This window comes from Streptomyces sp. NPDC001351 (assembly GCF_042896045.1).
GTDB lineage: Bacteria > Actinomycetota > Actinomycetes > Streptomycetales > Streptomycetaceae > Streptomyces.
In genome coordinates this window covers 996,451-1,023,335 of the sequence record NZ_JBIAWS010000002.1, presented here as the reverse complement: position 1 = coordinate 1,023,335, position 26,885 = coordinate 996,451, and the positions used below count along the sequence as shown (strand labels likewise).

Annotated in this window: 21 protein-coding genes and 1 pseudogene; 14 read left to right on the top strand and 8 right to left on the bottom strand. The window is 69.5% G+C overall.

All coding sequences use genetic code 11. The features are described 5' to 3' along the window. The 4 genes and pseudogenes from ACFY1U_RS10335 to glgB form a co-directional block, all read left to right on the top strand. Positions 1–814 (top strand): annotated as a pseudogene (locus ACFY1U_RS10335) (alpha-1,4-glucan--maltose-1-phosphate maltosyltransferase); the annotation flags it as partial. After that, positions 811–2,511, top strand: coding sequence for a maltose alpha-D-glucosyltransferase (gene treS / locus ACFY1U_RS10330; protein WP_390693650.1), 1,701 nt, complete (start codon positions 811–813; stop codon positions 2,509–2,511). The pseudogene ACFY1U_RS10335 and the gene treS, both read left to right, overlap by 4 nt. Positions 2,512–2,616: 105 nt before the next feature. Next, on the top strand, positions 2,617–4,005 hold the full coding sequence (locus ACFY1U_RS10325; protein ID WP_390693649.1) for a maltokinase: 1,389 nt from the start codon (positions 2,617–2,619) through the stop codon (positions 4,003–4,005). A 33-nt stretch (positions 4,006–4,038) separates the two neighbouring features. Then, positions 4,039–6,627 (top strand): 1,4-alpha-glucan branching enzyme, encoded by a 2,589-nt coding sequence (gene glgB, locus ACFY1U_RS10320; protein WP_390693648.1) that lies wholly within the window; start codon positions 4,039–4,041, stop codon positions 6,625–6,627. Between the two features lie 219 nt (positions 6,628–6,846). On the opposite strand, the gene ACFY1U_RS10315 is transcribed toward glgB, so the two are convergent. From ACFY1U_RS10315 to ACFY1U_RS10300, 4 genes are all read right to left on the bottom strand, one after another. Further along, positions 6,847–9,069, bottom strand: coding sequence for a HelD family protein (locus ACFY1U_RS10315; RefSeq protein WP_390693690.1), 2,223 nt, complete (start codon positions 9,067–9,069; stop codon positions 6,847–6,849). Between the two features lie 156 nt (positions 9,070–9,225). Further along, positions 9,226–9,540 carry a thioredoxin family protein gene (locus ACFY1U_RS10310; RefSeq protein ID WP_389088365.1) on the bottom strand — a complete coding sequence of 105 codons (315 nt, stop codon included), beginning with the start codon at positions 9,538–9,540 and terminating at the stop codon, positions 9,226–9,228. Further along, positions 9,537–9,923 (bottom strand): MerR family transcriptional regulator, encoded by a 387-nt coding sequence (locus ACFY1U_RS10305; protein ID WP_390693647.1) that lies wholly within the window; start codon positions 9,921–9,923, stop codon positions 9,537–9,539. Before ACFY1U_RS10305 ends, ACFY1U_RS10310 begins: the two co-directional genes overlap by 4 nt. Before the next feature lie 29 nt (positions 9,924–9,952). Then, on the bottom strand, positions 9,953–10,462 hold the full coding sequence (locus ACFY1U_RS10300) for an Lrp/AsnC family transcriptional regulator (protein ID WP_390693646.1): 510 nt from the start codon (positions 10,460–10,462) through the stop codon (positions 9,953–9,955). 39 nt (positions 10,463–10,501) lie between these two features. On the opposite strand from ACFY1U_RS10300, the gene ACFY1U_RS10295 reads away from it, so the two are divergent. Both ACFY1U_RS10295 and ACFY1U_RS10290 read left to right on the top strand, forming a co-directional pair. After that, positions 10,502–11,473, top strand: coding sequence for an NAD-dependent epimerase/dehydratase family protein (locus ACFY1U_RS10295; protein ID WP_390693645.1), 972 nt, complete (start codon positions 10,502–10,504; stop codon positions 11,471–11,473). A 1-nt stretch (position 11,474) separates the two neighbouring features. Further along, positions 11,475–12,371, top strand: a complete 897-nt coding sequence (locus tag ACFY1U_RS10290) for an aldo/keto reductase (RefSeq protein WP_390693644.1) — start codon at positions 11,475–11,477, stop codon at positions 12,369–12,371. Between the two features lie 28 nt (positions 12,372–12,399). On the opposite strand, the gene ACFY1U_RS10285 is transcribed toward ACFY1U_RS10290, so the two are convergent. Next, entirely contained in the window at positions 12,400–13,182 is a 783-nt protein-coding gene (locus ACFY1U_RS10285) for a DUF2127 domain-containing protein (RefSeq protein ID WP_390693643.1), read from the bottom strand. 231 nt (positions 13,183–13,413) lie between these two features. After that, complete coding sequence (locus tag ACFY1U_RS10280) at positions 13,414–14,799, bottom strand: cation:dicarboxylate symporter family transporter (protein ID WP_390693642.1); 1,386 nt, start codon at positions 14,797–14,799, stop codon at positions 13,414–13,416. Positions 14,800–15,020: 221 nt separating this feature from the next. Between ACFY1U_RS10280 and ACFY1U_RS10275 the strand changes: the two genes are divergently transcribed. The 5 genes from ACFY1U_RS10275 to ACFY1U_RS10255 all read left to right on the top strand — a co-directional run bounded on the left by ACFY1U_RS10275 (position 15,021) and on the right by ACFY1U_RS10255 (position 20,821). Next, positions 15,021–16,673: an ATP-binding protein gene (locus ACFY1U_RS10275; RefSeq protein ID WP_390693641.1), complete on the top strand. Its 1,653-nt coding sequence runs from the start codon at positions 15,021–15,023 to the stop codon at positions 16,671–16,673. A 148-nt stretch (positions 16,674–16,821) separates the two neighbouring features. Next, positions 16,822–17,532, top strand: coding sequence for a response regulator (locus tag ACFY1U_RS10270; RefSeq protein ID WP_266960615.1), 711 nt, complete (start codon positions 16,822–16,824; stop codon positions 17,530–17,532). A 94-nt stretch (positions 17,533–17,626) separates the two neighbouring features. Then, entirely contained in the window at positions 17,627–19,009 is a 1,383-nt protein-coding gene (locus tag ACFY1U_RS10265; protein WP_390693640.1) for an extracellular solute-binding protein, read from the top strand. 13 nt (positions 19,010–19,022) lie between these two features. Further along, positions 19,023–19,973: a carbohydrate ABC transporter permease gene (locus tag ACFY1U_RS10260; RefSeq protein WP_390693639.1), complete on the top strand. Its 951-nt coding sequence runs from the start codon at positions 19,023–19,025 to the stop codon at positions 19,971–19,973. An 8-nt stretch (positions 19,974–19,981) separates the two neighbouring features. Beyond that, on the top strand, positions 19,982–20,821 hold the full coding sequence (locus ACFY1U_RS10255) for a carbohydrate ABC transporter permease (protein WP_390693638.1): 840 nt from the start codon (positions 19,982–19,984) through the stop codon (positions 20,819–20,821). A gap of 19 nt (positions 20,822–20,840) precedes the next feature. On the opposite strand, the gene ACFY1U_RS10250 is transcribed toward ACFY1U_RS10255, so the two are convergent. Continuing rightward, the gene (locus ACFY1U_RS10250; RefSeq protein WP_390693637.1) at positions 20,841–21,281 is read right to left on the bottom strand and encodes a PPOX class F420-dependent oxidoreductase; all 441 of its coding nucleotides are present in this window, start codon (positions 21,279–21,281) and stop codon (positions 20,841–20,843) included. A gap of 187 nt (positions 21,282–21,468) precedes the next feature. Between ACFY1U_RS10250 and ACFY1U_RS10245 the strand changes: the two genes are divergently transcribed. Next, positions 21,469–22,191 (top strand): helix-turn-helix domain-containing protein, encoded by a 723-nt coding sequence (locus ACFY1U_RS10245; protein WP_390693636.1) that lies wholly within the window; start codon positions 21,469–21,471, stop codon positions 22,189–22,191. A 16-nt stretch (positions 22,192–22,207) separates the two neighbouring features. Here the strand turns inward: ACFY1U_RS10245 and ACFY1U_RS10240 are convergent, their stop codons facing one another. Then, positions 22,208–23,233, bottom strand: a complete 1,026-nt coding sequence (locus ACFY1U_RS10240) for an ATP-dependent 6-phosphofructokinase (protein WP_365842768.1) — start codon at positions 23,231–23,233, stop codon at positions 22,208–22,210. Positions 23,234–23,485: 252 nt separating this feature from the next. Here ACFY1U_RS10240 and pta point away from each other — a divergent pair, with 252 nt between their 5' ends. Both pta and ACFY1U_RS10230 read left to right on the top strand, forming a co-directional pair. Continuing rightward, positions 23,486–25,576, top strand: a complete 2,091-nt coding sequence (gene pta / locus ACFY1U_RS10235) for a phosphate acetyltransferase (protein ID WP_390693635.1) — start codon at positions 23,486–23,488, stop codon at positions 25,574–25,576. Further along, entirely contained in the window at positions 25,573–26,778 is a 1,206-nt protein-coding gene (locus ACFY1U_RS10230) for an acetate kinase (protein WP_390693634.1), read from the top strand. Before pta ends, ACFY1U_RS10230 begins: the two co-directional genes overlap by 4 nt. Positions 26,779–26,885: the final 107 nt, after the last annotated feature.

The following is a 26,885-nucleotide window of genomic DNA, read 5'->3' as shown; positions in this document are numbered from 1 at the left end:
GATCTTCCTGGCCGAGGCCTTCACCCGCCCCGCCATGATGCACACCCTGGCCCAGATCGGCTTCCAGCAGTCCTACACCTACTACACCTGGCGCAACACCAAGCAGGAACTCACCGACTACCTCACCGAACTCACCGGCGAGGCAGCCGCCTACATGCGCCCCAACTTCTTCGTCAACACCCCCGACATCCTCCACGCCTTCCTCCAGCACGGCGGCCGCCCGGCCTTCGCACTGCGCGCGGTCCTGGCCGCCACCCTCTCCCCCACCTGGGGCGTCTACTCCGGCTACGAACTGTGCGAGAACACACCCCTCAGGGACGGCAGCGAGGAATACCTGGACTCCGAGAAATACCAGCTGCGCCCCCGCGACTGGGAAACGGCCGAACGCGAAGGCCGCACCATCACCCCCCTCATCACCCGGCTCAACACCATCCGGCGCGCGAACCCCGCCCTGCGTCAGCTGCGCGACCTCCACTTCCATCACGCGGACAAGGACGCGGTGATCGCGTACTCGAAGCGGAGCGGCTCGAACACCGTTCTGGTGGTCGCCAACCTCGACCCGCACCACACCCAGGAGGCCACGGTCTCGTTGGACATGCCGCAACTCGGCCTGGAATGGCACGAGTCGGTGCCGGTGCGGGACGAACTCACCGGCGAGACCTATCACTGGGGCAGGTCCAATTATGTGCGCCTTCAGCCCGGCGGGGCACACGTCCTTGTCGTCGGCTGGGGGTCCGGGGGTTACCCCCCGGGTGAGCACAGCCGCGTCCTGCGACCGTCCACCCCGCAGATCGGAGGGTCACCCACAACATGATCGTCAACGAACCCGTTCCGGACACCTTCGAGGACACCCCCGCCAAGGACCGGGACCCGGATTGGTTCAAGCGTGCGGTCTTCTACGAGGTCCTCGTCCGCTCCTTCCAGGACAGCAACGGCGACGGAGTCGGCGACCTCAAGGGCATCACCGCCAAACTCGACTATCTGCAGTGGCTGGGCGTCGACTGCCTGTGGCTGCCGCCCTTCTTCAAGTCACCCCTCCGCGACGGCGGCTACGACGTCTCGGACTACACGGCCGTCCTCCCGGAGTTCGGTGACCTCGCCGACTTCGTCGAGTTCGTCGACGCCGCCCACCAGCGCGGCATGCGCGTCATCATCGACTTCGTCATGAACCACACCAGCGACCAGCACCCGTGGTTCCAGGAATCGAGAAAGGACCCCGACGGCCCGTACGGCGACTACTACGTCTGGGCGGAGGACGACAAGCAGTTCCCGGACGCGCGGATCATCTTCGTCGACACCGAGGCCTCCAACTGGACCTTCGACCCGGTCCGCAAGCAGTACTACTGGCACCGCTTCTTCTCCCACCAGCCGGACCTCAACTACGAGAACCCGGCCGTCCAGGAGGAGATGATCTCCGCTCTCCGCTTCTGGCTGGACCTGGGCATCGACGGCTTCCGCCTGGACGCGGTGCCGTACCTCTACCAGCAGGAGGGCACCAACTGCGAGAACCTGCCCGCCACCCATGAGTTCCTCAAGCGGGTGCGCAAGGAGATAGACGCGCACTACCCGGACACGGTCCTGCTGGCCGAGGCCAACCAGTGGCCGGAGGACGTCGTCGACTACTTCGGCGACTTCCGGAGCGGCGGCGACGAATGCCACATGGCATTCCACTTCCCCGTCATGCCCCGCATCTTCATGGCGGTACGACGGGAATCCCGCTACCCCGTCTCGGAAATCCTCGCCAAGACCCCCGCCATCCCCGCGGGCTGTCAGTGGGGCATCTTCCTGCGCAACCACGACGAGCTGACCCTGGAAATGGTCACCGACGAGGAACGCGACTACATGTGGGCGGAGTACGCGAAAGACCCCCGCATGCGCGCCAACATCGGCATCCGCCGGCGCCTCGCCCCGCTCCTCGACAACGACCGCAACCAGATCGAACTCTTCACGGCCCTGCTGCTCTCCCTGCCCGGCTCGCCGATCCTCTACTACGGCGACGAGATCGGCATGGGCGACAACATCTGGCTCGGCGACCGGGACGCCGTACGCACCCCGATGCAGTGGACACCGGATCGCAACGCAGGTTTTTCCTCCTGTGACCCCGGGCGGCTGTTCCTGCCGACCATCATGGACCCCGTCTACGGCTACCAGGTCACCAACGTCGAGGCGTCGATGTCGTCGCCCTCGTCGCTGCTGCACTGGACCCGCCGCATGATCGAGATCCGCAAGCAGAACCCGGCCTTCGGCCTCGGGTCCTACACGGAACTCCAGTCCTCCAACCCGGCGGTACTGGCCTTCCTGCGGGAGTACGAGGACGATCTCGTGCTGTGCGTGCACAACTTCTCGCGGTTCGCGCAGCCGACGGAACTGGACCTGCGGATCTTCAACGGGCGGCATCCGGTCGAGCTGTTCGGCGGGGTGCGCTTTCCGGCCATCGGGGAGCTGCCGTACTTGCTGACGCTGGCGGGGCACGGCTTCTACTGGTTCCGGCTCCGCAAGGACCCCGCGTAGCGCCGCGCGGCGCCTCGCAGAACCCGGGGTGGGGCGGTTTCTCCTGTCCCACCCGGGGCACGCATCAGTAACACCCCGCCCACCCGGGGAAAGGAATGTGACACCATGGCGGAAACTGTCACACTTTCCGGCAAGACAAGTCCTGGCCTGCTCGCGTCCCTCGATCCCCTTCTGCGGGAATGGCTGCCGCGGCAGCGCTGGTTCGCCGGCAAGGGGCGGCCGGTCACCGGGTTCTCGCTGGTCGCGGCCACCGAACTGTTGCCGGCCGACGGCAGGCTGGGGCTGTTCCACCTGCTGGTGCGCGCCCATCAGCCGCTCACCCTCGGCGCCGAGCCCCACCCCGGCGACTGCTACCAGTTGCTCATAGGCGTGCGCGAGGCGCTGCCGCCCCGGCTGGCGCCCGCGCTTATCGGACACGTGGACCAGGGCCCCCTTGCGGGACGGACGGTGTACGACGCCCTGTACGACTCCCGGCCCGCCGAGGTGCTCCTGGAGGCGCTGCGCACCCAGGCCCGTATCGGCGGGCTGCGCTTCGAGCGGGAGCCAGGACAGGAGATCCGGACCGGGCTGGTCCCGCGGCTGGTGACGGCCGAGCAGTCGAACTCGTCGGTCGTCTACGGAGATACGTTCATCCTCAAGCTGTTGCGCCGGGTCGTCCCCGGTGTCAACCCCGACCTGGAACTGCCCCTGGCGCTCGCCCGCGAGGGCTGCCCCCGGGTGCCCGCGCCGACGGCGTGGCTGCGGGCGGAGCTGGCCGGGGAGTCGTATGTGCTCGGCGTGCTCCAGCCGTTTCTGCAGGGTGCGACGGACGGCTGGGAACTGGCGCTGCGCGAGCTGGCCAAGGGCGAGGACTTCGGCGCCGAGGCACGGGCGCTGGGCCGCGCCACGGCCGAGGTGCACACGGCACTCGCCCACGCCCTGCCGACCGTCACGCTGGGCCACAGCCAGCTGCAGCTGCTGGCCGACGGCATGATCGAGCGCCTGGACGTGGCCGCGCAGGCGGTGCCCGCGCTACGGCCGTACGCCCCCGCCCTGCACTCCGCGTTCACCGCGCTCGCCGACCTGGCGTCGGAGGGCCGTACCTGGACCGCGCAGCGCATCCACGGCGACCTGCACCTCGGGCAGTGTCTGCGCTCGCCGGCCGGTCAGTGGTGGCTGATCGACTTCGAGGGCGAGCCGTCCAAACCCCTGGCGGAACGGCGGATGCCGCAACCGGCAGTGCGGGACATCGCCGGGATGCTGCGGTCCTTCGACTACGCGGCCCACTCGGCCGGATCTCAGTCAGAGGGCTGGGCTCAGGCGTGCCGGGCCGCCTACTGTTCCGGATACGCCGAGGTCAGCGGCCGCGATCCGCGCACGGACCCGGTACTGCTGCGCGCGTACGAAACAGACAAGGCGATCTACGAGGTCGTCTACGAGGCCCGTCACCGCCCCGACTGGCTGCCCGTTCCCATGGCGGCGATAGAGCGTTACGCCGCATCCGACCCCCACTGACCCGACCTGACCTTCGCCGAGGAGGCGCCGCCCGTGACCCCCCGCCCCACGCCCAGCGGTTCGGATCCGAAGAAGAAGGCCGCGAAGGCCGCGGAGAAGGCGACCGAGCCCAAGAAATCGGTGAAGAAGGCGGCGGCGAAGACCACCGCCGAGAAGGCAGTCACGAAAAAGGCCGCCGCGGCGAAGACGACGGCGGCCAGGACAACGGCGAAGAAGAGCCCGGCAAAGAAAAGCACGGCGAAGAAGACGACTGCGAAGAAGGCGACTGCGAAGCAGACAGCCACCCAACAGACGGCTGCCAAGCAGACGACGGTCAAGACAGCAGCCAAGAAGACAGCCGTCAAGAAGACAACCGCAAAGAAGACTACGGCCGCAAAGACTCCCGCCAAGAAGACCGTCACCGCCGCGAAGAAGGTCACCGCACCGGTTCCGGTCGCGTCGCCGGAGGTGCCCGTCGGGGACCGCGAACGGCTGCTCGCCGGTGCTCATCACGACCCGCACACGGTGCTGGGCGCCCACCCGGTCCCCGGCGGGGTCGCCTTCCGGGTCTTCAGGCCGTACGCGCTGTCCGTGACCGTCGTCGCCGCGGATCTGCGGGCCGAGCTGCACGACGACGGGGACGGGTTCTTCTCCGCCCTGCTGTCCCTGACCGAGGTCCCCGAGTACCGGCTTCTCGTGCGGTACGAGGAGACGGTCCTGGAGACCGAGGACGCTTACCGCTTCCTGCCCACGCTGGGCGAGCTCGACCTGCACCTGATCGGCGAGGGACGGCACGAGTATCTGTGGCAGGTGCTCGGCGCGCACCCGATGACGCACCAGGGCGTGGCCGGCACCCGTTTCTCCGTGTGGGCGCCGAACGCGCGCGGTGTGCATGTGGCCGGCACCTTCAACTTCTGGGACGGCACCGGCCATCCGATGCGCTCGCTCGGCTCCTCCGGTGTCTGGGAGCTGTTCGCGCCGGGGATCGGCGAGGGCGAGCTGTACAAGTTCGAGATCACCCGGCCCGACGGTTCGAAGACCCTGCGCGCCGACCCGCTGGCCCGCCGCACGGAGGCCCCGCCGAACACGTCGTCGATCGTCACCGCCTCCCACCACGAGTGGCAGGACGCGCAGTGGCTGGAGCAGCGTGCGAACGTGCCCGCGCACGAGGCCCCGTTCTCGGTCTACGAGGTCCACCTCCCGTCCTGGCGCCCAGGGCTGACGTACCGTCAGCTGGCTGAGCAGCTCCCCGCCTACGTCAAGGACCTGGGCTTCACGCACGTCGAACTGATGCCGGTCGCGGAGCACCCCTTCGGCGGCTCCTGGGGCTACCAGGTCACCGGCTTCTACGCCCCCACGGCCCGCCTGGGCACCCCCGACGACTTCAAGTACCTGGTCGACGCGCTGCACCAGGCGGGCATCGGCGTCCTCATGGACTGGGTGCCGGCGCACTTCCCGCGCGACGACTGGGCCCTGGCGGAGTTCGACGGCCGCCCCCTGTACGAGCACGCGGACCCGCTCCGCGCCGCACACCCCGACTGGGGCACGCTCGAATTCGACTACGGCCGCCGGGAGGTGCGCAACTTCCTGGTCGCGAACGCCATTTACTGGTGCGAGGAGTTCCACATCGACGGCCTGCGCGTCGACGCGGTCGCCTCCATGCTCTACCTCGACTACTCGCGCGAGCCCGGCCAGTGGACCCCGAACGAGCACGGCGGCCGGGAGAACCTGGACGCGGTGGCGTTCCTGCAGGAGATGAACGCGACGGTGTACCGGAGGGTGCCGGGCGTGGTCACGATCGCCGAGGAGTCCACGGCCTGGGACGGCGTCACCAGGGCCACCCACCACCGGGGCCCGGGAGGCTTCGGAGGGCTGGGCTTCGGCCTCAAATGGAACATGGGCTGGATGCACGACTCCCTCGACTACATCAGCCACGAGCCGATCCACCGCAAGTACCACCACAACGAGATGACCTTCTCGATGGTGTACGCGTACAGCGAGAACTACGTCCTGCCCATCTCGCACGACGAGGTGGTCCACGGCAAACGCTCACTGGTGTCGAAGATGCCGGGCGACTGGTGGCAGCAGCGGGCCAACCTCCGCGCCTATCTGGGCTTCATGTGGGCCCACCCCGGCAAGCAGCTCCTCTTCATGGGGCAGGAGTTCGCGCAGGGCGCGGAGTGGTCGGAGGCGCACGGCCCGGACTGGTGGCTCCTGGACCCGGCGTACGGTGCCGAAGCCGACCACCGCGGGGTCCGTGACCTGGTCCGCGACCTCAACATCGTCTACCGCCACACGCCTGCGCTGTGGCAGCGGGACACCGACCCGTCGGGCTTCCAGTGGATCGTGGGCGACGCGGCCGAGGACAACGTCTTCGCGTTCCTGCGCCTCGCCGCCGACGGCAGTCCGCTCCTGGCGGTCTCGAACCTCTCCCCCGTGGTCCGCCACGACTACCGTCTGGGCGTCCCCGACGACGTCCCTGCCTGGCACGAGACCCTCAACACGGACATCGGGAAATACGGCGGAAGCGACGTGACCAACGCCGACATCATCAAGCCGGAACCCCAGGGCCACCATGGCCGCCCGGCAAGCATCAGGCTGGTCCTGCCACCCCTGGCAACGGTATGGCTTCGCCCGGCCTAGCTTTTCCTCGCCCCCGCCGCCCCTACCCGTCCCGACCCGGGGGCCAGCCCCCGGACCCCCGCTCCTCAAACGCCGGAGGGGCTGGATTTCGCCGGCCGGGGCTTGATCTTTTCAGCCCGTCCGGCGCTTGAGGACGAGGCCGTTCAGGCCGATCGGGGGCCTGGGGGCGCAGCCCCCAGGGTCGGGAATGGGAAGGGGCGGCGGGGGCGAAATCAGCCATTACCCCAGCGCCGCAGCCAACGCCTTCGGCAGGGCACGGCTGTGCAGCACCCCCAACCGCTGCGTGGCCCGAGTCAGCGCCACATACAGGTCACTCGTGCCATACAGCCCCGGCTCCACCACCAGCACCGAGTCGAACTCCAGCCCCTTCGACTGCCGCGGATCGAGCAGCACGACCCTCCGTGTCAGATCGGGCTCGCCGCCCACCACCACCCCGTCCAGCCGAGCGGCCAGCTTCCCGTGCAGATGCCGAGGCGCGATCACCGCAAGCCGCCCCTCCGCAGGCGTCAGCTCCTCCACCGCCTTGGCGACCGCGCCGGGCAGATCGTCGGTCGCCCGCGCCCAAGGCCGAACGCCAGTGGCCCGCACCGAACTCGGCGGCGAGAAGTCCGGCTGCTCGGCCCGCACCACCGCCGCCGCGACCTCCATGATCTCGGCGGGTGTGCGGTAGTTGACGCCCAGCCGGGCGTGCTCCCAGCGGTCCTCGACATACGGCTCAAGGATCCCCGCCCAGGAACCGACCCCCGCCGCCTCCGCGGTCTGCGCCGGATCCCCGACCAGCGTCATCGACCGCGTCGGGCAGCGCCGCATCAGCAGCCGCCACGCCATCGGCGACAGCTCCTGCGCCTCGTCGACGATGATGTGCCCGAACGCCCAGGTCCGGTCGGCCGCCGCCCGCTCGGCGGCGCTGCGGTGGTCGTCCTCCTCCTGCCGCTCGGCGAACCGCTCGGCGTCGATGATGTCGTGCGCGGACAGGACCTCGGAGTCCTCCTCGTCCTTGTCCTCGAACTCGTAGGTCCGCGAGGCGTACGAGACGTCGAGCACGCCCTGTGCGTACGCGACCTGCGTCTCCCGCTCCCGCTCCGCCCGCGCCCGCGCCACCCGCTCGTCCACGCCGAGCAGTTCGGCCGCCTCGTCGAGGAGCGGTACGTCCGCCACCGTCCACGCTCGCGTCACGGGCCGGCGGATCGCGGCCGCGTCCTCGTCGGGGAGATAGCCGACGGGATCGGCGAGGAAGTCCGCGACCAGGCGCTGCGGGGTCAGCCGCGGCCACAACTGGTCGATGGCGGCCCACACTTCGGGGTTCTCGGCGATCTCGTCGCGGATCTGCGTGATGTCGCTCGGGTCCAGCAGACTACTGCCGTCGAAGGGGTCCGTCCCGACCCGCTCGGCGTACATCTCGGTGAGTGTGTTGAGGATGTGCCCCTCGAAGTGCTCCCGGGCCACGTTGTGCGGCAGCCGGGCGGCACGGGTACGCTCGCGGGCCATCTTCACCAGGCCGTCGTCGAGCATCAGGATCTCCCGGTCGTGCTCGATCGCGATCACCGGGTCGGGCAGCGCCTGCCAGTCGCGTACGGCCTCGGCGAGCGCGTCCGCCATGTCGGCGCGGCCCTTCACCGCGGCCGCCGCGCGGCTGTCCCTCGCCGTCGCCTTCACCCCGGGGAACAGCTCCCCGACCGTGGCGAGCAGCACGCCCGTCTCACCGAGCGAGGGCAGCACCTCGCCGATGTAGCCGAGGAAGGCGGGGTTGGGGCCGACGATGAGCACGGCCCGCTTGGCGAGCAGTTCCCGGTGCTCGTAGAGCAGATACGCGGCCCGGTGCAGGGCGACGGCCGTCTTGCCGGTGCCCGGACCGCCCTCGACCACCAGCACGCCCCGGTGCGGCGCCCGGATGATCTCGTCCTGCTCGGCCTGGATGGTCTGCACGATGTCGTGCATACGGCCGGTGCGCGCGGCGTCGAGTGCGGCGAGCAGCACGGCGTCGCCGGTGGGGTCCTCGTGGCCGGTGCGTTCCTGGTCCCCGAGGTCGAGGATCTCGTCGTGGAGGGCCGTGACCCGGCGCCCCTCGGTGGTCAGGTGCCGGCGTCGGCGCAGGCCCATCGGGGTGTGGCCGGTGGCCAGGTAGAAGGGGCGGGCGACGTCGGCACGCCAGTCGATCAGGACCGGAGTGCGCTCGGCGTCGTCGGTGCGCAGCCCGATACGGCCGATGTGGTGCCGGGTGCCCGAGGTGAAGTCGATACGGCCGAAGCAGAGCGAGCCGTCGACGGCGTTCAGCGCGGCGAGCAGCCCGGACCGCTCGGCGACCAGGATGTCCCGCTCCAGCCGGGCCTGCATGGGCGTGTTGCCCTGGGCGAGCGCATCGGTGACGCCTGCCTCGGTGTGGCCGCGCAGGGCGTCCACGCGCGCGTACAGGGCGTCGATGAATTCCTGTTCCCTGCGAATTTCATCGCTGTTTGACAATTCCACTCCCGGGCAGATACAATGACGCCAGTGAACTTCTTTGCGACCCAATCCCCTTGAAGTCGCGAATCATTAAACTTACACAGAGAAATCCCCCGGGCGCAATTGCCCGGGGGATTTCTTCTGTACTGCGTGAGGTCAGAGGACGTCCGCCAGCTCCGCCAGCAGCCGGCGCTTGGGTCGCGCTCCCACCATCGCCTTGATCGGCTCACCGTCGCGGAAGACCATGAAGGTGGGCATCGAGAGGACCTTGTAGGCGTTCGTGGTCTCCGGATTGCGGTCCACGTTCAACTGCACCACCTTGAGACGGCCGGCCTCCTCGGCGGCGAGGGCGTGCAGGACCGGTCCCATCTGCCGGCACGGCGGGCACCAGTCCGCCGTGAACTCCACCAGCACCGGCAACTCGGACCCGATCACCTGCGCCGCGAAATCCTCGTCCGTCACGTCGATCACAGTTCCCGCCCTCCCAGTTCGCACAACGGTGGTTCCCCGTCGGCCACGGCCAGCCGCACCGCGATCCGCGCCCGCACGGCCTGCAGCTCGCCGATCAGCGCGTCGAGTTCGTCCAGCTTGCGCCGGTAGACCGCGAGCGAGGCCGGGCAGGAGTCACCCTCCGGGTGCCCGGCCCGCAGACACTCCACGAACGGCCGCGTCTCCTCCAGGTCGAACCCGAAGTCCTGCAGCGTCCGGATCTGCCGGAGCAGCTTCAGGTCGCTCTCGTCGTAGGTGCGGTAGCCGTTCCCGCCGCGCCGCGCGGGCAGCAGCCCGCGCGACTCGTAGTACCTGAGCGTCCGTGTCGTGGTCCCGGCCCGTTCGGCCAGCTCGCCGATTCGCATGCGTACGAACGTAATCCTTGACGCCGACGTCAGGGCAACAGCGGTTTCCGCTCCAACGGGGAGGTGAGCACGATCGAGGTCGTCGTGCGGCCCAGGACGGAGACTGCTTCGAGGATCTCCTCCAGGTGGACCGTGTCGCGGACGGCGGCCTTGAGGATCCAGCAGTCCTCGCCGACCACGTGGTGCACCTCGGTGATCTCCGGCCGTTCGATCAGCTCCAGGGTGCGGGGGTGCTTCAGGTTGTAGCCGCCGTGCGGGTTGACGCGGATGAAGGCCTGGATGCCGTAGCCGAGACGGGCCGGGGCGACCCGGGCGCCGTATCCGGTGATCACGCCCGCCGCCTCCAGCCGCCGGACCCGCTCGGTCACCGCGGCCGGGCTGAGCCGGACCCGGCGGCCCAGCTCGCTCAGCTTGATACGACCGTCCGTCTGGAGCAGCTCCAGGATCTGCCGGTCCACCGCGTCGAAGGCCACCGATGTTTCGACGGCGGAGGCTCTCGGATTCCGTGTTTCCTTCGGTACGGCGGCCGGAACTCCCATGTCTTCCCCTTCGGATCGCGCGTGCTGGCCGGAAGAATCATGGTCATGGAAAAGACATCCGGGGTAAAGGCCCGAGAGGTACTGGTCATCGGCGGAAACCGTTACTTCGGCAAGCGGCTGATCGCCCGCCTGCTGGCCGCCGGCGACCGGGTCACCGTCCTCAACCGCGGCTCCTCGGCCCCACCGCCCGGAGCGGTCCATCTGATCGCCGACCGCACTGACGAGAGGTCCCTCACCGAAGCGCTCGGCCCTCGCACTTTCGACGTCGTGGTCGACCAGGTCTGCTACACCCCGCGCCAGGCGGAGATCGCCCGCCGGGTGTTCACCGGCCGTACCCGACGCCATGTGATGACCTCGACCGTGGAGGTGTACGAGTACGAGGACTCCGCCGCACCGGTCGAGGAGACGGCACTCGACCCGCGTACGGTCACCGTGGACCTCGGACTCCCCTGGGAGGAACCGGAGTTCATCGAGTCCCACTACGGCGAGGGCAAGCGGCAGGCGGAAGCGGTTCTCGCGGCGGACCCGGAGTTCCCGTACGTGGCCGTCCGGGTGGCCCATGTCCTGGGCGGAGCCGACGACTTCACGGGCCGATTGGACCTCCCCCACTCTCGGCTTCGCTCGCGCGGGGGGACCCCCATCGCCACCCGTATCCGAGCCGCCGAGCCGATCGCCGTGCCGGTCACCGACAGGTCGGCCACCTACATCCATGTCGAGGAGATCGCCGACTTCCTCTTCTGGGCCTCGGGCGAGGACTTCACCGGCCCGGTCAACGCGGCCTCGAACGGGCGGCTGACCACACGGGACCTGTGCGCGGCGATCGCGGCACACATACCGCAGGGCAGGACGGTCTTCCAGGAGGTGGAGGTCGGCGAGGTGTCCCCCTTCTCCTTCACCCGCTCCTACGGCATGGACAACTCCCGGGCCGCCCGGCTCGGTTTCCCCTTTGGCGACGTACGGCAGTGGCTGCCGACGGCCGTCGCGGAGACCCTCGGAAAGGACGGACGCTGACATGCGGTACCGCACCCTCGGCGACCTGTGCGTGAGCGCCGTCGGCCTCGGCGCCATGCCGCTGTCCATCGAGGGCCGCCCGGACGAGTCCCGCGCCCTCGCCACCGTGCACGCCGCCCTCGACGCGGGCGTGACGCTGCTCGACACGGCGGATTCCTACCACCTGCCCGGCGCCGAACCCGGCCACAACGAGCACCTCGTCGCCCGGGCCCTCGCCGCGTACGGCGGCGACACGGCCGACGTACTGGTGGCCACGAAGGGCGGCCGGGGCCGCCCGGCGGACGGCAGCTGGACCGTGGACGGCACGCCCCGCCATCTCAAGGCGGCGGCCGAGGCCTCCCTGAAGCGGCTGGGGGTCGAGGCGATCGGCCTCTACCAGCTGCACAAGCCCGATCCGGCGGTGCCCTTCGAGGAGTCGGTCGGCGCGCTGCGCGAACTCCTCGACGAGGGCACGATCCGGCTGGCCGGCGTCTCCAACACGGACGTGGACCAGATCCGCACCGCGCACCGGATCCTCGGCGACCGTCTGGTCTCGGTGCAGAACCAGTACTCTCCCGCCGTACGGGACAGTGAGGCCGAGCTGCGGCTGTGCGAGGAACTGGGGCTGGCCTTCCTGCCGTGGAGCCCGCTGGGCGGTATCTCCCGCAGCTCCCTGGACGGGCCGTCGAGGAGCGAGGGCGAGGTCCGCTTCGGGGCGTTCCACGCCGTGGCGGCGCAGCGCGGTGTCAGCCCCCAGCAGGTCTGCCTGGCCTGGCTGTCGGCGCGATCTCCGGTCGTCGTCCCGATTCCGGGGGCGAGCCGTCCGGAGACGATCCGGGACTCGTCGGCCGCGGCGGATCTGGTGCTCACCGGGGAGGAGCTGGCGCGGCTGGACAAGGCGGCCGCGCCGGCCTGCTGAGGCATGTGGGCAACCGGGAGGAGACGACTCAGACGGCCTGGCCGGTGTGGGCCGGCACCCCTGCCGACTCCTCGACCTCCAGCAGCGACGCGCTCTCCCGCTCCTCCTCGAACGCCCTACGGCCACCCCGGAGCCCGAACAGCCGCTTGGCGAGGGCGATGTAGAGGACGGCGAGGACGTTGAGGACCAGCGTGCCGATCTTCAGCCAGCTGATGTGCTCGGTGAGCTCGTAGATCTCCAGGGGGAGGAAGGCGGCCGTGGCGACCACCGTGAGGTACTCCGCCCAGCGCTTGGCGTACCAGAGGCCGACCGCCTCCACGAGCTCGATCAGGGCGTACGCCAGCAGCAGTGCGGCCACCAGCACCAGCGTGGAGTGCTTGTAGCCGAAGGTCTTCTGTATGGTGCCGACGATCGGCGAGTGGTCGAGGTCGTAGTGGAAGTGCCGGAAGACGGGCCGGAAGACGTCGAGGTACTCGTCGAAGAGCCGGCGCACCGAGTCCTGGCTGTTGCTGAACTTCCACACGGCGAGCGCCACCAGCACGATGAAGACGCCGCGCACGGCCCGCTCGATCGCCAGGAAGCGCAGGATGAACAGGTCCCGCAGGACCTTGCCGCGCGGCACGAGGGGCGCCTGCTCCGCCGGTCCCGAGCCGTGCGGCTCGCCCAGCACGAAGTCGCCGCAGCGCAGACAGCGCCAGACGTCCCCGAGAGCGGTCTGCGCGTGCAGCCGCGCCTTCAGCCCCGGCTCGTCCGGCGCATACGTCACGTGCCCCTTGCGGGCACACGTGCGCCGATCCCAGTCGATCTTCATCCCCCGTGCCTCCAACCAACGAACCGCGCCGCGCGTGTACTGCACCGGCGCGGCACGCTAGTGGACTTCGGTAAGAGATCGGTGAGGATCACCGGGCGCCTTCCAGGCCGGACGACATGACGAAGCCGAGCGGTCGGGTCCACGGGGGAGGAACCCGACCGCTCGGCGTTCTCGGCCAGGCGGCCGACCGACGGGGGGAGTGTGCCGGCCACCTGGAGTCTCGAGCGGGGCTCAGGCCTTCGCCAGCTCCTTCTCGCCGCCCTGCTCCGGCACCTCGGCGAGCGGCTGGACCTCCTCGTCGTCCACGAGGGTCGTCTCGTCGAAGGGCAGCTCACCGGCGAGGACCCGGCCCACGCGCTCCTTGTCGATCTCCTTGGTCCAGGTGCCGATCAGGACCGTGGCCACGGAGTTGCCCGCGAAGTTCGTCAGGGCACGGGCCTCGCTCATGAAGCGGTCGATGCCGACGATCAGGCCCACGCCGTCCACCAGGGCGGGCTTGTGCGACTGCAGACCACCGGCCAGGGTCGCGAGGCCGGCGCCGCTGACGCCCGCCGCGCCCTTGGAGGCGAGCAGCAGGAAGAGCAGCAGCGGGATCTGCTCGCCGATCGCCATCGGCGTACCCATGGCGTCGGCGATGAACAGCGAGGCCATGGTCATGTAGATCATGGTGCCGTCGAGGTTGAAGGAGTAGCCGGTCGGGACGGTGATGCCCACCACCGACTTGCTGACACCGATGTGCTCCATCTTCGCGATGAGGCGCGGCAGCGCGGACTCGGAGGAGGAGGTCGACAGGATCAGCAGGAACTCACGGCCCAGGTACTTGAAGAACGTGAAGATGTTGAGCCCGGCGACGATCCGCAGCAGGGCACCGAGCACGATGAAGACGAAGAGGAAACAGGTGATGTAGAAGCCGACCATCAGGATGGCCAGCTGCTTCAGCGCGTCGAAGCCTGCGGACCCGGTGACGGCGGCGATGGCACCGAAGGCACCGAGCGGGGCGGCCCACATCACCATGCCGAGGATGCGGAAGACGAGCTTCTGGAGGTGCTCCACACCGCGCAGGATCGGCTGCCCGGCCGAGCCCATGGCCTGCAGGGCGAAACCGGTGAGCAGGGCGACCAGCAGGGTCTGCAGCACCTGCCCCTGGGTGAAGGCCGAGATGAAGGTCGTCGGGATGATCGACAGCACGAAGTCGACCGGCGGCAGCGCCTCACTGTCGACCTGTGCGTGCCCGGTCGCCTTGATCGCGTTGGTGATGTGCAGCCCGTCGCCCGGGTGCAGGATGTTGCCGACGACCAGGCCGATGGTCAGGGCGACCAGCGACATCACCAGGAAGTAGCCGAGCGCGATACCGCCGACGGCGCCGACCTTGGCGGCCTTCCGCACGGAGCCGATGCCGATCACGATCGTGCAGAAGATGATCGGGGAGATCATCATCTTGATCAGGTTCACAAAGCCCGTACCGAGCGGCTTGAGCTCGACGCCCACGCTCGGCCAGATCAGTCCCACGGCGATACCGAGGGCCACCGCAGCGATGACGGCGATGTAGAGATAGTGGGTGCGGTCCCGCTTCCCAGCGGGTGCGGCAGGTGCCGTATCGGGGGTGCTGGCGGCCACGGCTGCCCTCCTTGACGTCTTCGTCGGCATCACCGGCGTGCGGCTCACGTCCGGATGGAGATGGGGATGGGGGTGCGGATCTCTGTGCCGGGAACGGTGGCCGGAACCTGATGCCCCGCTTCCACTCGCTCCCTCAATGCCGTGACTATGTCGTGCCCTGTGAGGGCGGTCACCCTTCCGTTCATTTAGTTCATGCTTAACCAGCGAGGCACACTGACGACATGCGCATCCCCGTCCCGCGCCCCCGCAGCCTGGCCGCCCAGCTCTTCGCCATGCAGGCCGTGCTGATAGCGGTGCTCGTGGCCGGATACGCACTGTTCACCTACGTCAGCGACAAGCAACAGGCCGAGGACGCGGCACGCCGGCAGGCCCTGGCGGTGGCCCGCTCGATCGCGGACGCTCCGTCCGTACTGGCGGCGACCCGCACCCCCGACCCCAGCGCGCAGCTCCAGCCGTACGCGCTGCGGGTGATGCGCGACGCCGACGTCGACTTCGTCACGATCATGAACCCCCAGGGCATCCGGTGGACCCACCCCAACAAGAGAGAGATCGGCAAACACTTCCTCGGCAACATCGAGCGGTCCCAGAACGGCGAGACCATCACCGAGAAATACAAGGGCACCCTCGGCCTGTCGGTCCGCGCGGTCACCCCCATCGAGGACGCCGACAAGCGGGTCGTCGGCCTGGTCAGCGCGGGCATCAAGGTCAAGGCGATCAGCGAACGGGTGCAGGGCCAGGTCTCGGCCCTCCTCAGCGTCGCCGCCGGCGCCCTCGCCCTGGGTGCGATCGGCACGTACGTCGTCAACGCCCGGCTGCGCCGGCACACCCACGGCATGAACGCGACCCAGCTCAGCCGGATGCACGACTACCACCAGGCGGCGCTGCACGCGGTGCGGGAGGGGCTGCTGATGCTGGACGGCCAGTACCGGGTGGCCCTGATCAACGACGGCGGCCGGGAACTGCTGGGCGTCGGCCCGGAGGGGGAGGTGGTCGGCAGGTCGGTGGCGGAGCTGGGGCTGCCCGGCCCGCTGACGGGAGCGCTGCTGGCGTCCGAGCCGCGGGTGGACGAGGTGCATCTGACCGCGGACCGCGTTCTCGTCGTCAACACCTCCCCGGTGTCGGGCGGCGAGCGCCGGGGCACCGTGGTGACCCTTCGCGATGTGACCGAACTCCAGTCCCTGATGGGTGAGTTGGACTCCGAGCGCGGCTTCACGCAGGCCCTCCGCTCCCAGGCGCACGAGGCGGCCAACCGCCTGCACACGGTGGTGTCGCTGATCGAACTCGGCCGGGCGGAGGAGGCCGTGGACTTCGCGACCGCCGAACTGGAACTGGCCCAGGCACTGACCGACCAGGTGGTGGCGGCGGTGAGCGAGCCCGTGCTGGCGGCTCTGCTGCTGGGAAAGACGGCGCAGGCGAACGAACGGGGCGTGGAGCTGGTGGTCTCGGAGGACAGCCGCCTCGACGACGGCCTGCTCCCGCCGACCCTCCCGGCCCGCGACCTGGTGACGATCCTCGGCAACCTGATCGACAACGCGGTGGACGCGGCGCAGGGCAGCATCGGCGCCCGGGTGACGGTGACGGCGTACGCGGAGAGTACGGAGCTGGTGATGCGGGTCGCGGACACCGGCACGGGGGTGGATCCCGCCCATGCCGAGCTGGTATTCCAACGGGGGTTCTCGACGAAGCCGGCCGGTCCGGGCGGCCGGGGCCTCGGGCTGGCCCTGGTACGGCAGGCGGTCACCCGGCAGGAGGGCACGCTGACGGTGGCGGAGGGTCAGGAGGGCGGTGCGGTGTTCGAAGTACGACTGCCTCTGGACCCGGACGCCTCCCCGGCCGGGGCAACCGGGCGCGCCACGGTGAGAGGTGACGCATGACGACCGAGCAGCCCATCCGTGTCCCGGTCATGGAGGCCCCGGCGCCGCAAAGGAAGGAACGCGCCGCCGCGTTCGAAGCACGACTGCCTCCGGACGCAGCCGCCCGGCACACCGAAGCGACCGGGCGCGCCGCCACGAGAGGTGACGCATGACGACCCAGCAGCCCATCCGCGTCCTCGTCGTGGAGGACGACCCGGTGGCCGCCGACGCGCATGTCATGTACGTCGGCCGGGTTCCGGGGTTCGTGGCCGTCGGCAAGGCGCACACGGGCGCGGAGGCCCGTCGGCTGCTGGACCGTACGCCGGTGGACCTGCTGCTGCTGGATCTGCATCTGCCGGATGTGCACGGGCTGCAGCTCGCCCGGTCGCTGCGGGCGGCCGGGCATCACGCGGACGTGATAGCGGTGACGTCGGCGCGGGACCTGACCGTGGTGCGGGAGGGCGTGTCGCTGGGCGTGGTGCAGTACGTGCTCAAGCCGTTCACCTTCGCGACCCTGCGGGACCGGCTGGTGCGGTACGCCGAGTTCCACGCGGCGGTGGGCGAGGCGAGCGGCCAGGACGAGGTGGACCGGGCGCTGGCTTCCCTGCGGGCACCCTCGCCTGCGGCGCTTCCCAAGGGGCTGAGCGCGCCGACGCTGGAGCGGGTGACGGTGGCGCTGCGGGACTGCGGGGAGGGGCTGACCGCTGCGGGGCTGGCGGAGGCGGTGGGGATCTCACGCATCACGGCCCGGCGGTATCTGGAGCACCTGGTGGACGCGGGACGGGCGGCGCGGGCTCCGCAGTACGGGACCGTGGGGCGGCCGGAGTTGCAGTACCGGTGGGTGCGGAACGAGAAGGGGGAAGGAGATCGGGGACGTTAGGTCGCCGCACGGTCATTGACCTGACTAGACCACTCCTCCTACCTTCACCGGGCAACCATCTCGGCCGACAACGACGTTGAGCCCGCAGGAGGTCATGCCCGTGCGCCCCACCGCCGCCTTCCCCCTCCTCCCCTTCCTCCTCACCACCGCCCTCGCCGCAACCACCCTCACAGCCTGTGGCAACGGCTCCGGCAGCAGCCCGAACACCCTCAAGGTCTCCTTCAAGCAGTCGACGGACAACTCCATCAAGGTGATGGACGGCTTCCTCGCCGACATCAAGAAGCAGTTCGAGAAGAAGTACCCCGGCAAGAAGGTCGAACTCGTCCCGATCAAGGCCCCGGACTCGGAGTACTACACCAAGCTCCAGCAGATGCTCCGCTCCCCCAAGACCGCCCCGGACCTGGTCTACGAGGACACGTTCCTCATCAACTCGGACATCACCAGCGGGTACTTGAAGCCGCTGGACCCCTACCTCGACAAGTGGCCGGACTGGAAGCAGTTCATCGGCACGGCGAAGACCGCGGCCAGGGCCGAGGACGGGAAGACGTACGGCGTCCCGGACGGCACCGACACCCGCGGGCTCTGGTTCGACAAGGGCATCTTCAAGAAGGCCGGTCTGCCGGCGAACTGGCAGCCGAAGAACTGGGACGAGGTGCTCGGCGCCGCCCGCGCCATCAAGAAGAAGGTCCCCGGGGTCACCCCCATCAACGTCTACACCGGCAAACCCGCCGGTGAGGCCGCCACCATGCAGACCTTCGAAATGCTGCTCTACGGCACCGGCAACGGGACCGCCGACCCCCTCTACGACAAGTCGAGCAAGAAGTGGATCGCCGGGAGCCCGGGCTTCAAGGACGCGCTCCGGTTCGTCGAGGCGGTCTACAAGGAGAAGCTCGGCCCGGACGTCTCCGACGCCCTCGACCCCAACATCCAGACCATCGTGGCCGGCGACCTGCTGCCGAAGGGCAAACTGGGCATCGCCCTGGACGGCTCCTGGCTGCCGCAGGCCTGGCTGAAGGGCAGCGGCCACGAATGGCCGCAGTGGTCCCATGAGTTGGGGCTGGCCTACATGCCGACCCAGCACGGCCAGGCCCCCGGCAAGGTGAGCATGTCCGGCGGCTGGACCTGGGCGATCCCGGCCAAGGCCGGCAACCCCGACCTCGCCTTCGACTTCATCAGGACGATGCAGACGAAGGCGAACGCGGAGAAGTGGTACATCACCAACTCCGGTATCTCGGTACGCGACGACGTGGCGCGCGACCCGTCGTACACAAGCGCCCAGCCCGGCATCAAGTTCTTCACGGACCTGGTCGCGAGCACCCACTACCGGCCCGCCTACCCGGCGTACCCCAAGGTCTCCACCGCCATCCAGGAGGCCATGGAGGGCGTCACGACGGGCGACATGTCCGTGGACAAGGCGGCGAGCGGCTACGACGACGCGCTCAAGGACGCCACCGACAACCAGGTCGTCAAGAAGTGACCGGCGGCCGCGCATGACCGCCGCAACCCCGCACACGGCAGGCGCGAAGGCGGCCAGGACGCCCTCGCGCCCGCCCGCCCCGTCCGAGCACCGGCCCCGCCGGACGCTCCCCCGCGCCCTCGCCCGCCTCCTTCCCCTCTCCCCCGCCGTCGCGCTCCTGCTCCTGTTCCTCGCCGGTCCGATCGCCTATTGCGCCTACATCGCCTTCACCGACCTCCAGCTCACCGGCCAGGCCCACTCGTCCTTCGTCGGCCTCGCGAACTTCCGCAAGGCCTTCAAGGACGAGGAGTTCCTCAACGCCGTATGGCTGACGCTGGTGTTCACGGTCGTGTCGTCGCTGCTCGGCCAGAACACCCTCGGGCTGGCGCTGGCAGCGCTGATGCAGCGCGCGTCGAAGCCCGTCCGCACGCTGACGGGCGGCATCGTGGTCACGGCGTGGGTCCTGCCGGAGGTCGTCGCCGGGTTCCTCCTCTACGCCTTCTTCCGCCGCGAGGGCACCCTGAACGCCATCCTGGACCGGCTGCATCTCCCGTCCCAGAACTGGCTGTTCACCCTTCCGATCCTGGCCGTGTCCTTCGCGAACGTCTGGCGGGGTACGGCCTTCTCGATGCTGGTCTACTCGGCGGCACTGGGCGAGATCCCGAAGGAGATCACGGAGGCCGCCGAGGTCGACGGCGCGGGCGGCTGGCGCCGTATGTGGCACATCACCCTTCCGATGATCCGCCGCTCCATCGGCACGAACCTGATGCTGAACACCCTCCAGACCCTCTCCGTCTTCGGCCTGATCTGGGTGATGACGAGAGGCGGCCCGGGCAACAAGAGCCAGACCCTCCCGCTCTTCATGTACGAGCAGGCCTTCCAGAACAGCATGATCGGCTACGGCACCGCCGTCGCCCTGCTGCTGCTCCTGGTCGGCTCGCTGTTCTCCCTCGTGTATCTGCGCCTGCTGCGGACGGAGGTCTGACCCCCACCATGGCCCGCACACTCGCCTCCCGCCGCCGCGGCCGCCGGCTGGCCGCCGACGCCGGCCTGCTGGTGGTGGCCGCCGCCTTCGCGCTGCCGCTCGCCTGGGTGCTGCTGTCGTCGGTGGACCCGCACGCGAACTTGAAGGTGAAGGCCCCCGACGGTTTCACCTGGTCCAACTTCGACGCGATCCTGACCTCGGACATCACCTTCACCCCGCTCCTCAACAGCCTGATCCTGTGCGGCGGCGCGACGCTGCTGACGGTGGTGTGCGCGGCCCTGGCGGCGTACCCGCTCTCCCGTTTCCGGTCCCGGCTGAACCGCCCGTTCCTCCTGACCATCCTCTTCGCGACGAGTCTGCCCATCACGGCGATCATGGTGCCGGTGTACGCGCTGTTCGTTCAGGTGAACCTGATCGACACCCTGCAGGGCACGATCCTCTTCTTCGCCGCCTCCCAACTCCCCTTCGCCATCTGGCTGATGAAGAACTTCATGGACGGCGTACCGAAGGAACTGGAGGAGGCGGCGTGGACCGACGGGGCGTCGTCGATGCAGTCACTGGTACGGATCGTGCTGCCGCTGATGGGTCCGGGGGTGGCGGTGGTGACGGTGTTCTCGTTCGTGGTCATGTGGGGGAACTTCTTCGTCCCCTTCATGCTGCTGCTGACCCCCGACCAGATGCCAGCCTCGGTGAGCATCAACGAGTTCTTCGGCAACCGGGGCATGGTGGCGTACGGGCAGCTGGCGGCGTTCTCGATCGTCTACTCGACGCCGGTGATCCTGCTGTACGTGCTGATCGCCCGGCGGCTGGGCGGCGGGTTCGCGCTGGGCGGGGCGGTCAAGGGGTGAGCCTGTCCGGGAACCCCGCTCACGCCTCCGGCAGCACCCCCGCCCGAAACGGCTCCACCCCCACAACCCGCCGCACCCGCACCGGCTCGATCAGCAGCATCACCCGCCGCTCCCCGGGCAGCAGCCACGGATACCGGTCCTCGCCGATGTACTTCCGGGCCAGCCGGTCCATGCCGCGCTCCGCCTCCTCCCCCTCCACGAACCGGACGACCCGCCCCCGGATCTCGGCCCGGTCGTACGGGTTGTCGGCGTCGTGGTGGGACAGCGAGACGTTGGGATTGAGCCGCAGGTTGTCGATCTTCACGCGGCCGATCGACGTATTGACCATGGCGTACTCGTCTTCGATGTCCGCCCACATGGGCGAGACGTGCGGCATCCCGTCCGCGCCCACCGTGGCGAGGTGCCAGAAGTTCGGCGCCAGCAGACGCTCGCGAATATGCCCCTCGAGCTTGACGTTCACAAAGTCACCGCCTTCGTGGCCGCCCGTCCGGACGGCTTGGCGCCATCCTCGTCAGCGCGCCCGCCACGTTGACAGACGATCTCCGGCCACCCCCGTCCAGTCCGCACGGGTGGCCGAATCCGTACGTTCCTACAATCCGTGATCCTGGCCGAACAGACCGTAGTCATCGCGTCACGGCCCGCCTACGTTGTGGCCCGTGCGCCAACGTCCAGCCCGCTCGAACCAGCCCGCCCCGCCCTTCAACGCCCCCGCCGCCCGCCGGCTCCGCACGGCCCTCAACATGGGCCCCGAACACGTCGCCTACGGCCTGCGTGCCTCATACGGTCTGCCGTATGTCTCCCCGGATCTCGTGCTCGCCTGGGAGCGCGGCTCCGTCGCCCCTTCCAGCCCCGAAATGACCGCCCTCGCAGGCGTGTTGTGGTGTTCCCCCGGTGAGATCACCGGCCCGCCCCGCACCCTGCGCGAGCACCGCGTGGCCCGCGGACTCGCCCCGGAGGACGTCGCCCGCACGGTCGGCCTGGAGTTCCTCGCCTATCTGCACATGGAGGAGCACAACGCCTGGCGCGGCAACGAGCGCCAGTCGGCCACCCTCGCCGATGTGCTCGAGCTGTCGCTCCCGGACTTCGTCACCGTCACGGGACGCGAGCCGAAGCTGGCCGAGCTGCTGCGCAGTGCGGTGACCACCCGCTGGCAGGCGTACGTCCGCCCGGTGGCCAAAACCGTACCCCTGGACCGGCACCTCCTGGAGGACGCCCTCCAGTCGCTGCACCAGGAGTACCAGGGGCAGATGGTCGCCTCGCTGAGCTGGGGCGCCGGAAACGCGGCCAGCGAGTCGAGCGACTCCGGCCGCGAGTTCCTGGACCGGATCGTCGACCACTTCTGGGCAGCGGTCCAGGACAACACCGGATGAGGCGGACCCGGGGGCTCTAGAAGACCGACTCCGCCTCGTCCATCCGGTCCTTCGGGACCGTCTTCAGCTCGGTCACCGCCTCCGCCAGCGGCACCATCACGATGTCCGTGCCGCGCAGGGCCGTCATCCGTCCGAACTCTCCCCGGTGCGCCGCCTCCACCGCGTGCCAGCCGAAGCGGGTGGCGAGGACGCGGTCGTAGGCGGTGGGGACGCCGCCGCGCTGCACATGGCCGAGGATGACCGGCTTGGCCTCCTTGCCGAGCCGCCGCTCCAGCTCGTACGCCAGTGCCGTACCGATGCCCTGGAAGCGCTCGTGGCCGAACTGGTCGATCTCGCCCTTGCCGTAGTCCATGGTGCCCTCGGCGGGATGGGCGCCCTCCGCCACGCACACGACCGCGAACTTCTTGCCGCGGGAGAAGCGCTCCTCGACCATCTTGACGAGGTCGGCCGGGTCGAAGGGACGCTCGGGGAGGCAGATGCCGTGCGCGCCCGCCGCCATGCCGGACTCGAGGGCGATCCAGCCCGCGTGCCGGCCCATGACCTCGACGACCATCACGCGCTGGTGCGACTCGGCCGTGGTCTTCAGGCGGTCCATCGCCTCCGTGGCGACGCCGACCGCGGTGTCGAAACCGAAGGTCCGGTCCGTGGAGGAGATGTCGTTGTCGATCGTCTTCGGGACGCCGACCACCGGCAGGCCCGCGTCGCTGAGCATCCGGGCCGCGGTCAGCGTGCCCTCGCCGCCGATCGGGATCAGCGCGTCGATGCCGAAGTCACGGGCGATGTCGGCCGCGCTCTCGCAGGCCTCGCGCAGCCGGTCCCGCTCCAGCCGGGAGGAGCCGAGGATGGTGCCGCCGCGGGCCAGGATGCCGCCCACATCGTCCAGGTCGAGGGAGCGGTAGCGGCCGTCGAGCAGACCGGCGTAGCCGTCCTCGAAGCCGATGACCTCGTCGCCGTACTGGGCGACCGCTCGGTGCACGACCGACCGGATCACGGCGTTCAGGCCGGGGCAGTCGCCGCCTGCGGTGAGAACTCCGATGCGCATCGTGCTGTGTCTCCTGCTCGCTGTCGTTACCGGTGAGCCAGCCCGGTGGTTTCCGGTGAGCCGGTCCGATTGTTTCATGCCCGACAGGACGATATCCCTTCTGTCAGCTATGACCCGATTGGCCCTATCGGGACGTCGATCCCGGCCCCGATCCTGACGGGCGCCTTATCCAGCGCCAGGGGTATTGTCAAGAGGGTTCTGCTCACCTCGGTGGGCGATTTTTATAGCGGCGCAAGAAAGGGGCGAGCACGCGTGACGCGCAGCGTGTACGTGACCGGGATCGACCGAGGCGACGGCCGTCAGGTCGTGGAGCTGGGGGTCATGGAGCTCCTGACCCGGCAGGTCGACCGGGTCGGGGTGTTCCGGCCGCTCGTCCACCACCAGCCCGACCGCCTGTTCGAGCTGCTCCGCGCCCGCTACCGGCTCTCCCAGGACCCGGCCACGGTCTACGGCATGGACTACCACGAGGCGTCCGCCCTGCAGGCGGAGCGGGGGACGGACGAGCTGGTGTCCACCCTCGTGGAACGCTTCCTCGTGGTCGCGCGCGACTACGAGGTCGTCCTCGTCCTGGGCACGGACTTCGCCGACACCCAGCTCCCCGACGAGCTCTCCCTCAACGCCCGGCTGGCGAACGAGTTCGGTGCGTCCGTGCTCCCGGTCGTGGGCGGCCGGGGGCAGCTCACGGAGTCGGTGCTCGCCGAGACACGCAACGCCTACCGTGCGTACGAGAGCCTGGGCTGCGACGTCCTCGCCATGGTGACCAACCGGGTCGCGCGCGAGGACCGGGAGGAGATCGCGCAGAAGCTCGGCTCCCGCCTGCCCGTGCCGTGCTACGTCGTCCCGGACGACCCCGCCCTGGCCGCGCCCACCGTCTCCCAGATCGGCCAGGCGCTCGGCGCGAAGGTCGTCCTGGGTGACGACTCGGGGCTGGCGCGCGACGCCCTGGACTTCGTCTTCGGCGGTGCGATGCTGCCGAACTTCCTGCCCGCCCTGACCCCGGGCTGTCTGGTCGTGACCCCGGGCGACCGCGCCGACCTGGTCGTCGGCTCGCTGGCCGCGCACAGCGCCGGCACCCCGCCGATAGCCGGGGTGCTGCTCACCCTGAACGAGGTGCCGAGCGACGAGATCCTCACCCTCGCCGCCCGCCTCGCCCCGGGCACCCCGGTGCTCTCGGTGTCCGGCAACAGCTTCCCGACCGCCGCCGAACTCTTCGCCCTGGAGGGGAAGTTGAACGCGGCGACCCCGCGCAAGGCGGAGACGGCGCTCGGCCTCTTCGAGCGGTACGTCGACACCGGCGACCTCAACAAGCGGGTCTCCGCGCCCAGCAGCGACCGCCTCACCCCGATGATGTTCGAGCACAAGCTGCTCGAACAGGCCCGCTCCGACAAGCGCCGGGTCGTCCTCCCGGAGGGCACCGAGGAGCGCGTCCTGCACGCCGCCGAGGTGCTGCTGCGCCGCGGGGTCTGCGACCTCACCCTGCTCGGCCCGGTCGAGCAGATCCGCAAGAAGGCCGCCGACCTGGGCATCGACCTGGGCGAGTGCCAACTCATCGACCCCGCCACCAGCGAGCTGCGCGACTCCTTCGCGGAGAAGTACGCGCAGTTCCGCGCCCACAAGGGCGTCACCGTGGAGCTGGCGTACGACGTCGTCTCGGACGTCAACTACTTCGGCACGCTGATGGTCCAGGAGGGGCTGGCGGACGGCATGGTCTCCGGGTCCGTCCACTCGACGGCCGCGACCATCCGCCCGGCCTTCGAGATCATCAAGACGAAGCCGGACGCCGACATCGTCTCGTCGGTCTTCTTCATGTGCCTCGCCGACAAGGTGCTCGTCTACGGCGACTGCGCCGTGAACCCCGACCCGGACGCCGAGCAGCTGGCCGACATCGCCATCCAGTCGGCCGCCACCGCCGAGCAGTTCGGCGTGGAGCCGCGGATCGCGATGCTGTCGTACTCGACGGGTACGTCCGGCTCGGGCGCCGACGTCGACAAGGTGCGGGAGGCGACCGAGCTGGTGCGGGAGCGGCGCCCGGACCTGAAGATCGAGGGGCCGATCCAGTACGACGCCGCGGTGGAGCCGACGGTCGCGGCGACCAAGCTGCCGGAGTCCGAAGTCGCCGGACAGGCAACGGTTCTGATCTTCCCTGACCTCAATACAGGTAACAACACCTACAAGGCCGTGCAGCGTTCGGCCGGCGCGATCGCGGTCGGGCCGGTGCTGCAGGGCCTGCGCAAGCCCGTCAACGACCTGTCCCGGGGCGCCCTTGTCTCGGACATCGTCAACACCGTCGCCATCACCGCCATACAGGCCCAGCACCCGAACGAGAAGGCGTCCGCCCAGTGAGCCCGACCCGTGTCCTCGTCCTCAACTCCGGCTCCTCGTCGGTGAAGTACCAGCTGCTCGACATGCGGGACGGCAGCCGGCTCGCCGCGGGCCTCGTCGAGCGGATCGGCGAGGAGACCTCACGGCTCAGGCACACGCCGCTCGCCACGGGCGGCGAGACCCGTGAGTGGAGCGGGTCGGTCATCGACCACGAGGCAGCCCTGAAGGCCGTCTCGGAGGAGCTGGCGAAGGACGGGCTGGGGCTGGACTCCCCCGAGCTCGCCGCGATCGGGCACCGGGTCGTGCACGGCGGGAAGTCCTTCACCGAGCCGACCGTGATCGACGAGACCGTGCTCGCCGAGATCGAGCGGCTGATACCGGTGGCACCCCTGCACAACCCGGCCAACCTGACCGGCATCCGCACCGCCCAGGCACTGCGGCCCGACCTGCCGCAGGTCGCCGTCTTCGACACGGCGTTCCATACGACGATGCCGGAGTCGGCCGCCCGCTACGCGATCGACGTGAAGACCGCCGACGAGTACCGGATCCGGCGCTACGGCTTCCACGGGACCTCGCACGCGTATGTGTCCCGGGCCACCGCCGAGCTGCTCGGGAAGGCGCCCGAGGAGGTCAACGTCATCGTGCTGCACCTCGGCAACGGGGCGTCCGCCTCCGCGGTGCGGGGCGGGAAGTGCGTGGACACCTCCATGGGGCTGACGCCTTTGGAGGGGCTCGTGATGGGTACGCGATCGGGGGACATGGATCCGGCCGTCATCTTCCATTTGATGCGTGTTGGCGGAATGTCCACCGACGAGATCGACACTCTTCTCAACAAGAAGAGCGGGTTGATCGGGCTGTGCGGTGACAACGACATGCGGGAGATCCGTCGCCGGATCGACGAAGGTGACGAAGAGGCGCAGCTCGCCTTCGACATCTACATTCACCGGTTGAAGAAGTACATCGGCGCCTATTACGCCGTACTCGGCCGGGTGGACGCGGTCGCCTTCACGGCGGGAGTCGGGGAGAACGCGAGCCCGGTGCGGGAGGCTGCCCTTGCGGGCCTTCAGGAGCTGGGCCTGGCGGTGGACAGCGAGCTGAACGCCGTACGCAGTGACGAACCGCGGCTGATCTCGCCCGCGCAGGCGCGCGTGGCGGTCGCCGTGGTGCCGACCGACGAGGAACTGGAGATCGCCACACAGACCTATGCGCTGGTCGGGCAGTAACGATATGCGGCTTCGCCGCATGACCGGCTGAAGAACCCCGAGGAATACACCGCAGTAACACGCCTGAGCGCGGACCCGCCCATTTGTATCTTCCGCCAGACGGAATA

What these genes read in the sequence shown, in the direction of transcription:
- ACFY1U_RS10305 (WP_390693647.1), bottom strand. Translation starts at nt 9,923, where the DNA reads ATGCGAATCGGCGAGCTGGCCGAACGGGCCGGGACCACGACACGGACG.
- treS (WP_390693650.1), top strand. Translation starts at nt 811, where the DNA reads ATGATCGTCAACGAACCCGTTCCGGACACCTTCGAGGACACCCCCGCC.
- ACFY1U_RS10265 (WP_390693640.1), top strand. Translation starts at nt 17,627, where the DNA reads ATGCCCGTGCGCCCCACCGCCGCCTTCCCCCTCCTCCCCTTCCTCCTC.
- ACFY1U_RS10275 (WP_390693641.1), top strand. Translation starts at nt 15,021, where the DNA reads ATGCGCATCCCCGTCCCGCGCCCCCGCAGCCTGGCCGCCCAGCTCTTC.
- ACFY1U_RS10290 (WP_390693644.1), top strand. Translation starts at nt 11,475, where the DNA reads ATGCGGTACCGCACCCTCGGCGACCTGTGCGTGAGCGCCGTCGGCCTC.
- ACFY1U_RS10260 (WP_390693639.1), top strand. Translation starts at nt 19,023, where the DNA reads ATGACCGCCGCAACCCCGCACACGGCAGGCGCGAAGGCGGCCAGGACG.
- ACFY1U_RS10255 (WP_390693638.1), top strand. Translation starts at nt 19,982, where the DNA reads ATGGCCCGCACACTCGCCTCCCGCCGCCGCGGCCGCCGGCTGGCCGCC.
- ACFY1U_RS10270 (WP_266960615.1), top strand. Translation starts at nt 16,822, where the DNA reads ATGACGACCCAGCAGCCCATCCGCGTCCTCGTCGTGGAGGACGACCCG.
- ACFY1U_RS10285 (WP_390693643.1), bottom strand. Translation starts at nt 13,182, where the DNA reads ATGAAGATCGACTGGGATCGGCGCACGTGTGCCCGCAAGGGGCACGTG.
- ACFY1U_RS10325 (WP_390693649.1), top strand. Translation starts at nt 2,617, where the DNA reads ATGGCGGAAACTGTCACACTTTCCGGCAAGACAAGTCCTGGCCTGCTC.
- ACFY1U_RS10300 (WP_390693646.1), bottom strand. Translation starts at nt 10,462, where the DNA reads ATGGGAGTTCCGGCCGCCGTACCGAAGGAAACACGGAATCCGAGAGCC.
- ACFY1U_RS10295 (WP_390693645.1), top strand. Translation starts at nt 10,502, where the DNA reads ATGGTCATGGAAAAGACATCCGGGGTAAAGGCCCGAGAGGTACTGGTC.
- ACFY1U_RS10240 (WP_365842768.1), bottom strand. Translation starts at nt 23,233, where the DNA reads ATGCGCATCGGAGTTCTCACCGCAGGCGGCGACTGCCCCGGCCTGAAC.